We start from the raw sequence: 7,718 nt of genomic DNA, 5'->3' as shown, positions 1-7,718 counted from the left end.
TCACCGTCGCGGCCCGCCCGCGGCCGCGGTCACGCCGGTCGCGGCGTTCGCCCTGGCCGTCCTGGCTCTCCTTCTGCGCCTCTGCAGGGGCAGTTTCGGCCTGGTCAGCGCCTTCGGCGGTTCCTTGGGTCTGCTGCTCGCCCTGGTCGTCCGACCGGCGGCTGCGGCTGCGGCTCCGGCTACGGGCACCGTCACGGCCGGCTTCGGCGTCGGCCTGCTTGGTTTCGGCCTGCTTGGTTTCGGCCTGGTCCGGGGCAGCTTCGGCGGCGGGAGCTGCTGCGGGCTGGGCTGCGGCTTCGGGTGCAGCCGGCGCCTTCGGCGCAGCTGCCTCGGTGGCGGCAGGAGTTTCAGTGGCGACGGTGCCGTCGCTGGTGGCGCGGCGGCTCCGGCCACGGGAGCGGCTGACGCGCTCGGCGGCCTTGTTCAGGTCGCCGCCGGTCTTGGACGCGGCCTGGGCACCGGTCTGTCCATTGGCCTCAGCGGCCGTTTCGGTGGGTGCCGCAGTCTCGGCCGCGGCCGGGGTTTCGGCTGCAGCGGCGCGGGCTTTCGCCTTGGCCGGGCGATCGGCGACGGCGGAACCGCGCTGGTGGTCGGAGATGGCCGCGACCAGGTCGCTCTTGCGCATGCGCGAGCCGCCCGTGATACCGAGCTGGGTGGCAAGGGCCTGCAGCTGGGCAAGCTTGAGGCCGGCAAGTCCTGCGCTCTTCGGCGCAGCGGAGTCTGATGTTGTCGCCACACCTGCTGTCAGGTCAGTGGTTTCTGTCACGAAGGATCCTTCCCCCTCGTCGGGCGGCCGCATCGGAAGCGGACCGCGTTGTTTGCATCCCGGCTGATGCATGAGAAACATAGCCGGGTCGGGTTTGCCGAAGTGCGCACCAGGCAAAGCCGAGTGATTGTGGAAAACCTCGAACGGCGTCCGTTCTTTCGGTCTTAGGATGCGCCGCCGCACAGTGGCTGCGCTGGCACGGCACTTAGTAATTCCTCGACGGATCCTCAGGAGGCTGCACCGGATCATGGGTCCGCTGCCGATTGTTCGCGGCCGGTGTTGCCGGCGGCCTTCGCGGCAGGTTGCCAAGCCGGTTAATTCCGGCGGTGCACCTCCACTTTAGCACCATCTGTGTCAACTGCCAGTTCCAAAACACGCCAACCGTCCGGCATCGCCGAGGCGGACACGGTGCTGTGGATCTGTTCGAGGACTTGGTCCGCCTGCCGGCGTCCGTCTGCCAAGGTCATCACGGTCGGACCGGCACCCGAAACCACTGAGGCGAATCCGTTGGCGCGCAGGGCTTGCATCAGGTCCGCACTGGGCGCCATGGCCGGAGCCCGATGGCTCTGATGCAACGCATCCACCGTCGCGGGCAGCAGCAGGGCCGGATCCCGCGTGAGCGCCTGCACCAGGAGCGCGGCGCGGCCGGCGTTGGCCGCAGCTACGTGGTGCGGGACGGAAACCGGCAGCAGGTTGCGGGCCGTTTCCGTCGACAGTTCGTAGGACGGGATGGCCACGATCGGCACAATGTCGGGATGGACGTCGACGGCCGTGCTGAAAAAGGATCCTCCGGTCTCCCAGGAGATGGCCAGTCTTCCGGCCAGTGCCGGGGCGACATTGTCGGGGTGGCCCTCCTGCGCCGAGCACAATTGCAGGACCTCCTGGTCCGACAACCGGTCCCCGGCCGGCAGCAGAGCGTTCGCCAAAAGCACAGCGCTGACAATCGCGGCGGCGGAGGAGCCCAGCCCGCGGCCATGCGGAATGACGTTCTCGGCCTGCAGCCGGAGCCCGGTGCTCTCATAGCCAACCCGGCCGAGGGTGTCCCTGATCGTCGCGAGGATCAGGTGGCTGCCGTCGCGGGGCAGCTCTGCCGAGCCCTCGCCTGCCACCTCGGCACTGAAGACGCCGTCATCGGTGGATTCGACCTGCACGTGGTCGTACAGCGTGACGGCCAGCCCCAGGCTGTCGAAGCCCGGGCCAAGGTTGGCGCTCGTCGCCGGAACGCGCACACTGACGCGCTGGCCGGCGGCGATCGCGGTACGCTCCGACGTCCTCACGGGGGCGCTACTCAAGGCCAAGGGCTGCAGCCACGCTGACAACGTCGAAATCCACCTTGACCGGCGTCACTTCGCCGCCGTCTTCGGTGCGCAGTGCCCACTGCGGATCCTTCAGGCCGTGGCCCGTAACGGTGATGACGATGGTCTTGCCCTCCGGCACCTCACCGGCCGCGTGCTTCTTGATGACGCCGGCGACACCGGCGGCGGAACCGGGTTCCACGAAAACGCCTTCGCGCGAGGAGAGCCAGCGGTGCGCGGCGAGGATCTCGTCGTCAGTGACGGCGTCGATCAGCCCGCCCGATTCGTCGCGGGCGGCGATAGCGGTGTCCCAGGAGGCCGGGTTGCCGATCCGGATGGCGGTAGCCACGGTTTCCGGCTCGGTGACCGGGTGTCCCAGCACCAGCGGGGCCGCGCCGGCGGCCTGGAAGCCCCAGAGCTGCGGTGTCCTGGTCGCCACGGCCGGCAGCGTGCCGGCAGCCGCGGATTCGTACTCGGCGGCATACTCCTGGTAGCCCTTCCAGTACGCGGTGATGTTCCCGGCGTTGCCCACCGGCATCACATGGATGTCCGGTGCGTCGCCGAGGAAGTCGACGGTCTCGAAGGCTGCCGTCTTCTGGCCCTGGATCCGGGCGGGGTTCACGGAGTTGACCAGGAACACCGGGTAGGCCTCGGAGAGTTTACGGGCCACTTCGAGGCAAGCGTCGAAGTTCCCGTTGATCTGGATGATCTCGGCCCCGTGGGCAATCGCCTGGCTCATCTTGCCCATCGCGATCTTCCCGGCCGGCACCAGGACGGCGCACTTCAGTCCCGCCTGGGTGGCATAGGCCGCAGCGGAGGCCGAGGTGTTGCCGGTCGAGGCGCAGACCACGGCCTTGGCGCCGGCCTCCACCGCAGCAGTGATGGCCATCGTCATCCCGCGGTCCTTGAAGGAGCCGGTGGGGTTCATGCCTTCGACCTTCAGGTACACAGTGGAACCGGTCAGTTCGGAGAGCGCTTTGGCATGGACCAGCGGCGTGCCGCCTTCGCCGAGGGTGATGATCTCGGTGTGTTCGGTAACCGGCAGACGGTCGGCGTACTCGCGGATTACGCCGCGCCATTGGTGAGCCACTTAGACTCCTTCTACTCGCAGGACGGAAGTTACTGAGTTCACGACATCCAGGTCCTTGATCGCCTCCACTGTCGCGGCGAGCGAAGCTCGGTGCCACGATGGGTCACAATGCGCAGTTCCGCGGTGGCGGAGCCGTCGGCGAGACTGAGCGGATCCTCGGTGTGCATCGTCTGGCGCATCACCTCGATGGAGACACCGTGGTCGGCGAAGACGTGGGCGATCTGGGCCAGCACGCCAGGCTGGTCCGCCGCATCGATGCCGATGTAGTAGCTGGTCAGGATGCTGTCCTCGCCCAGCACGGCCAAAGGCTCACCGGTGGTTTCGGTCCGGCCCCGTCCGCCGCTGACGATCCGGCGGGCAGCGGTCACCGCGTCGCCCAGAACGGCCGAGGCGGTGGGCCGTCCGCCGGCTCCCTGCCCGTAGAACATGAGCTCACCGGCATTCTCGGCCTCGACGAAGACGGCGTTGAAGGCCCCGTGCACGGCGGCCAGCGGATGGGTCCGCGGCAGCATGGTCGGATGCACGCGCACCGAGACACCCTCAGTGCCGTCCTTCGCGGTCTGCTTTTCCGCGATGGCCAGCAGTTTGATGACGAAGCCGGTGTCCCGCGCAGCCTCGATGTCCCCCGCGGTGATGCCGGTAATGCCCTGGCACTTCACTGCCTCGAGCGGAAACACGGTGTGGAAGGCCAACGACGCCAGCAAGGTGCCCTTGGCAGCCGCATCCAGGCCCTCGACGTCGGCAGTCGGGTCCGCTTCCGCGTATCCGAGCGCCTGCGCAGCCTTGAGCGCATCGGCGAAGTCGGCCCCGGTGGTGTCCATCTGGTCGAGGATGTAGTTGGTTGTGCCGTTGACAATCCCGAGGACGCGCGTGATCCGGTCGCCGGCCAGGCTTTCCTGGATCGGCCGCAGGATCGGAATGGCGCCGGCCACGGCGGCCTCATAGTAGAGCTCGACGTTGGCCGCCGCCGCCTTCTCGTACAGGCCCGGGCCGTCGGCCGCCAGCAGCGCCTTGTTGCCGGAGACCACGGACGCGCCGTGCTCGATCGCGCGCAGGATCAGCGACCGGGCAGGCTCGATGCCGCCCATCAGTTCGATGACGATGTCGGCATCCTTGACCAGCGTCTCGGCGTCATCGGTGAACAGTGCGCGGGGCAGCTCGACGTCGCGGGGCGCGTCCACATTGCGCACCGCAATGCCGGTCAGTTCCAGGCGCGCTCCGGCGCGCCGGGCCAGGCTCTCGGCGTCGTCCAGGAGTATCCGCGCCACCTGGGATCCGACATTTCCGCACCCCAACAGTGCCACTTTCAGCGTGTTCATTGCTGCCTTAAACTCCCAAGCCATCTAGGTCAAAACTGGACTGCGTACCCGGCTACCGTCTTCGGTCAGCCCAGGTCGCGTGCCAGCAGGTCTTCTTCGGTTTCGCCGCGCACGATCAGGCGGGCCTGGCCGTCGGCCACGGCGACCACGCCCGGACGGGCGACATAGTTGTAGTTGCTGGCCAGCGCCCAGCAGTACGCCCCGGTGCCCGGCACCGCCAGCAGGTCGCCGGCGGCAATGTCCGCAGGCAGATACGCGTCCCTGACTACAATGTCACCGCTCTCGCAGTGTTTGCCAACCACGCGGGAAATAATTGCCGGCTCCTGCGTCACACGGGAAGCCAGCGCCACCGAATAGTCCGCGTCGTACAGGACGGGACGGGCGTTGTCGCTCATCCCCCCGTCAACGGAAACATAGCGCCTCGGGTAGGTTCCGCCGTCGGGCGTGTCCACGTTGACCGTCTTCAGCGTACCGGTTTCATACAGTGTGAAGGTGGTCGGTCCCACGATCGCCCGGCCGGGCTCAATGGAGATCCTCGGCACCGCGATGCCCAGCCTCGCACAGGTGGAACTGACGACGGCGGCCATCGCCTGGGCCAGTTCCGCCGGGGGCCGCGGGGTGTCAGCTTCCGTATAGGCGATGCCATAGCCGCCGCCAAGGTCCAGTTCGGGCAGCTCGGCTCCGTGTTCCTTGCGCATCCTGGCCACGAATTCCAGCAGCCGTTCGGCCGCCAGCGCGAACCCCTCCGGCTCGAAGATCTGGGAGCCGATGTGGCAGTGCAGGCCGAGCAGGTTGATGGAGTCGTAGCCCAGGGCCGAGCGGACCGCTTCCTCTGCCGGCGAGCCCGCCGTAGTCCCGTCGGGGCCGGCCATCGAGAGGCCGAACTTCTGGTCCTCGTGGGCGGTGGCGATGAACTCATGGGTGTGCGCATGCACGCCCGGGGTCAGCCGGAACATCACGTTGGCCCGCTCGTTCCGCTCCGCGGCGATGGCTGCCAGCCGGTGCAGCTCGTCCAGGCTGTCCACGACGATCCGGCCGAGGCCCATATCGAGGGCGCGGTTGAGCTCGGCGTCGGACTTGTTGTTGCCGTGCAGGCCCAGCTTGCTGCCGGGGATGCCGGCGCGGGCGGCCACGGCCAGCTCGCCGCCGCTGCAGGTATCGAGGCGCAGGCCTTCCTGGTCCACCCAGCGCGCTACCTCTGTGCAGAGGAAGGACTTGCCGGCGTAGTAGACGTCCACTCCCCCGCAGAGCTCAGCGAAGGCGGCGTCGAAGGACTCCTTGAAGTCCCGGGCACGGGTACGGAAGTCCATTTCGGACATGACGAACAGCGGCGACCCGAAGCGGGCCTTGAGCTCGCTGACCGGGATGCCGGAGATCTCCAGCTCGCCGGCGGCGCCGCGGGCAACATCGCGGGCCCACATCTTCGGCAGCAGCTCGTTGGCGTCCTCGGGGTAGGCCAGCCAGTCCGGAGCGAGCGGGGAGGCGGCAGAAGTTTCGGCGGTCATAGGGCTACATCCTTTCCGGAGCGGTGACGCCCAGCAGCCCCAGCCCGTTGGCCAGGACCTGCGTGGTCGCATCGTTGAGCCAGAGCCGGGTGCGGTTGAGGTCCGTCACCTCCGCATCCCCGAGCGGGGTGACACGGCAGGAGTCATACCAGCGGTGGTAGGCCCCGGCAATGACCTCAAGGTGGCGGGCCACCCGGTGCGGCTCGCGGAACTTGGCGGCCGTCGCGACAACGGAGGGGTAGGCGCCCAAATGGGCCAGCAGTTCGTTCTCCGTGGCGTGTTCGAGCAGCGACGCATCGAAGGCGCTGCGGTCCACGCCGGCGGCCACCGCGTTGCGGGCCACCGCGCAGGTGCGGGCGTGGGCGTACTGGACGTAGAAGACCGGGTTCTCGTTGCTGCGGCGGGTCAGGAGGTCCAGATCGATGTCGATGTTCGAATCCGCGTGCGAACGGGTCAGCGAGTACCGCGCGGCGTCGACACCCACGGCGTCCACCAGGTCTTCCATCGTGACGACGGTGCCGGCGCGCTTGGACATGCGCACGGGCACGCCGTCCTTGACCAGGTTGACCATCTGGCCGATCAGGACTTCCACCCGGTCAGCGCTGTCGCCCAGGGCGGCGGCAGCAGCCTTGAGCCGTGCGACGTAACCATGGTGATCGGCGCCGAGCATGTAGATGCACAGGTCGAAGCCGCGGTCGCGCTTGTCCTTGAAGTAGGCAATGTCCCCGGCGATGTAGGCCGCGTCGCCGTCGGACTTGATGACCACGCGGTCCTTGTCGTCGCCGAAGTCGGTGGACTTCAGCCACCAGGCACCGTCGGCGAAGTAGAGGCTGCCGGAGGCTTTCAGCTGCTCGAGCAGGCCGGCCACCGCGCCGGAATCGAACAGGTCGTTCTCATGGAAGTAGACATCGAAGTCCACGCCGAATTCGTGCAGGGACTTCTTGATGGCCGCGAACATCAGTTCGACGCCGAGGCTGCGGAATTCCTCCTGCGGATCGTCGGCCGCGAGCGCATCCGGATTCCGCGCCAGGACCGCGTTGGCAATGTCCGAAATATACTCTCCGCCGTAGCCGTCCTCGGGGGCCGGTTCGCCCTTGGCGCTGGCCAGCAGCGACCGGGCGAAGCGGTCGATCTGCGTGCCGTGGTCGTTGAAGTAGTACTCACGTGTGACATCCGCTCCCTGGGCCTCAAGGATGCGGGCGAGCGAATCGCCCAGCGCTGCCCAGCGGGTGCCGCCGAGGTGGATCGGGCCGGTGGGGTTGGCCGATACGAACTCGAGGTTGATCCGGGTGCCGGCGTAGTCCTCGCCGGTGCCGTAGGAGGTGCCGGCTTCCACGATGGCGCGGGCCAGCGAACCGGCTGCTGCCGCGTCCACGGTGATGTTCAGGAAGCCCGGACCCGCGATGTCGACCTTCGCCACGCCGTCAATCTTGGCCAGGCGTGCGCTCAGGATCTCCGCGAACTGGCGCGGGTTCATCCCGGCCTTCTTGGCCAGCTGCATGGCCACATTGGTGGCCCAGTCGCCGTGCTCGCGGTTCTTCGGCCGCTCCACGCGGACTTCAGCCGGAATTTCGACGGCGAAATCGCCTGCCTCGACAGCGTCGCGCAGGCAGGCGGCAATGGCAGCGGAAAGTTCTTCAGGAGTCACCCGTTAAGCATAAAGGCCCGGCGCCGGCCAACCGTCCCGCACCGAACCGCTGTGAGGACGGGCACAGTGCGCGCAGGGCCGCCCGGAGCTGGCGC

5 protein-coding genes and 1 pseudogene are annotated in these 7,718 nt (G+C 68.0%); all 6 read right to left on the bottom strand.

The features are described 5' to 3' along the window. Positions 1-766 (bottom strand): Rho termination factor N-terminal domain-containing protein (locus tag D477_RS15185; RefSeq protein ID WP_043847200.1); only part of this gene is annotated, 766 nt, incomplete at its 3' end. A 314-nt stretch (positions 767-1,080) separates the two neighbouring features. Next, entirely contained in the window at positions 1,081-2,043 is a 963-nt protein-coding gene (thrB, locus tag D477_RS15180; RefSeq protein WP_005271219.1) for a homoserine kinase, read from the bottom strand. 7 nt (positions 2,044-2,050) lie between these two features. Further along, positions 2,051-3,151 carry a threonine synthase gene (thrC, locus tag D477_RS15175; protein ID WP_005271209.1) on the bottom strand — a complete coding sequence of 367 codons (1,101 nt, stop codon included), beginning with the start codon at positions 3,149-3,151 and terminating at the stop codon, positions 2,051-2,053. Beyond that, a pseudogene (locus D477_RS15170) lies at positions 3,152-4,470 on the bottom strand (homoserine dehydrogenase). It lies immediately after the preceding gene. 65 nt (positions 4,471-4,535) lie between these two features. Next, on the bottom strand, positions 4,536-5,975 hold the full coding sequence (gene lysA / locus D477_RS15165; protein ID WP_005271199.1) for a diaminopimelate decarboxylase: 1,440 nt from the start codon (positions 5,973-5,975) through the stop codon (positions 4,536-4,538). Positions 5,976-5,979: 4 nt separating this feature from the next. Next, positions 5,980-7,623 (bottom strand): arginine--tRNA ligase, encoded by a 1,644-nt coding sequence (gene argS / locus D477_RS15160; protein WP_005271198.1) that lies wholly within the window; start codon positions 7,621-7,623, stop codon positions 5,980-5,982. Positions 7,624-7,718: the final 95 nt, after the last annotated feature.

The sequence above is a fragment of the Arthrobacter crystallopoietes BAB-32 genome, from assembly GCF_000328305.2.
In the GTDB taxonomy this organism is placed as follows: domain Bacteria; phylum Actinomycetota; class Actinomycetes; order Actinomycetales; family Micrococcaceae; genus Crystallibacter; species Crystallibacter crystallopoietes_A.
Note: the sequence above shows the minus strand (reverse complement) of the source record. Positions and strands in the feature narration are given on the sequence as shown.

Coding starts and splice junctions, on each gene's coding strand:
- lysA (WP_005271199.1), bottom strand. CDS start 5,975: ATGACCGCCGAAACTTCTGCCGCCTCCCCGCTCGCTCCGGACTGGCTG.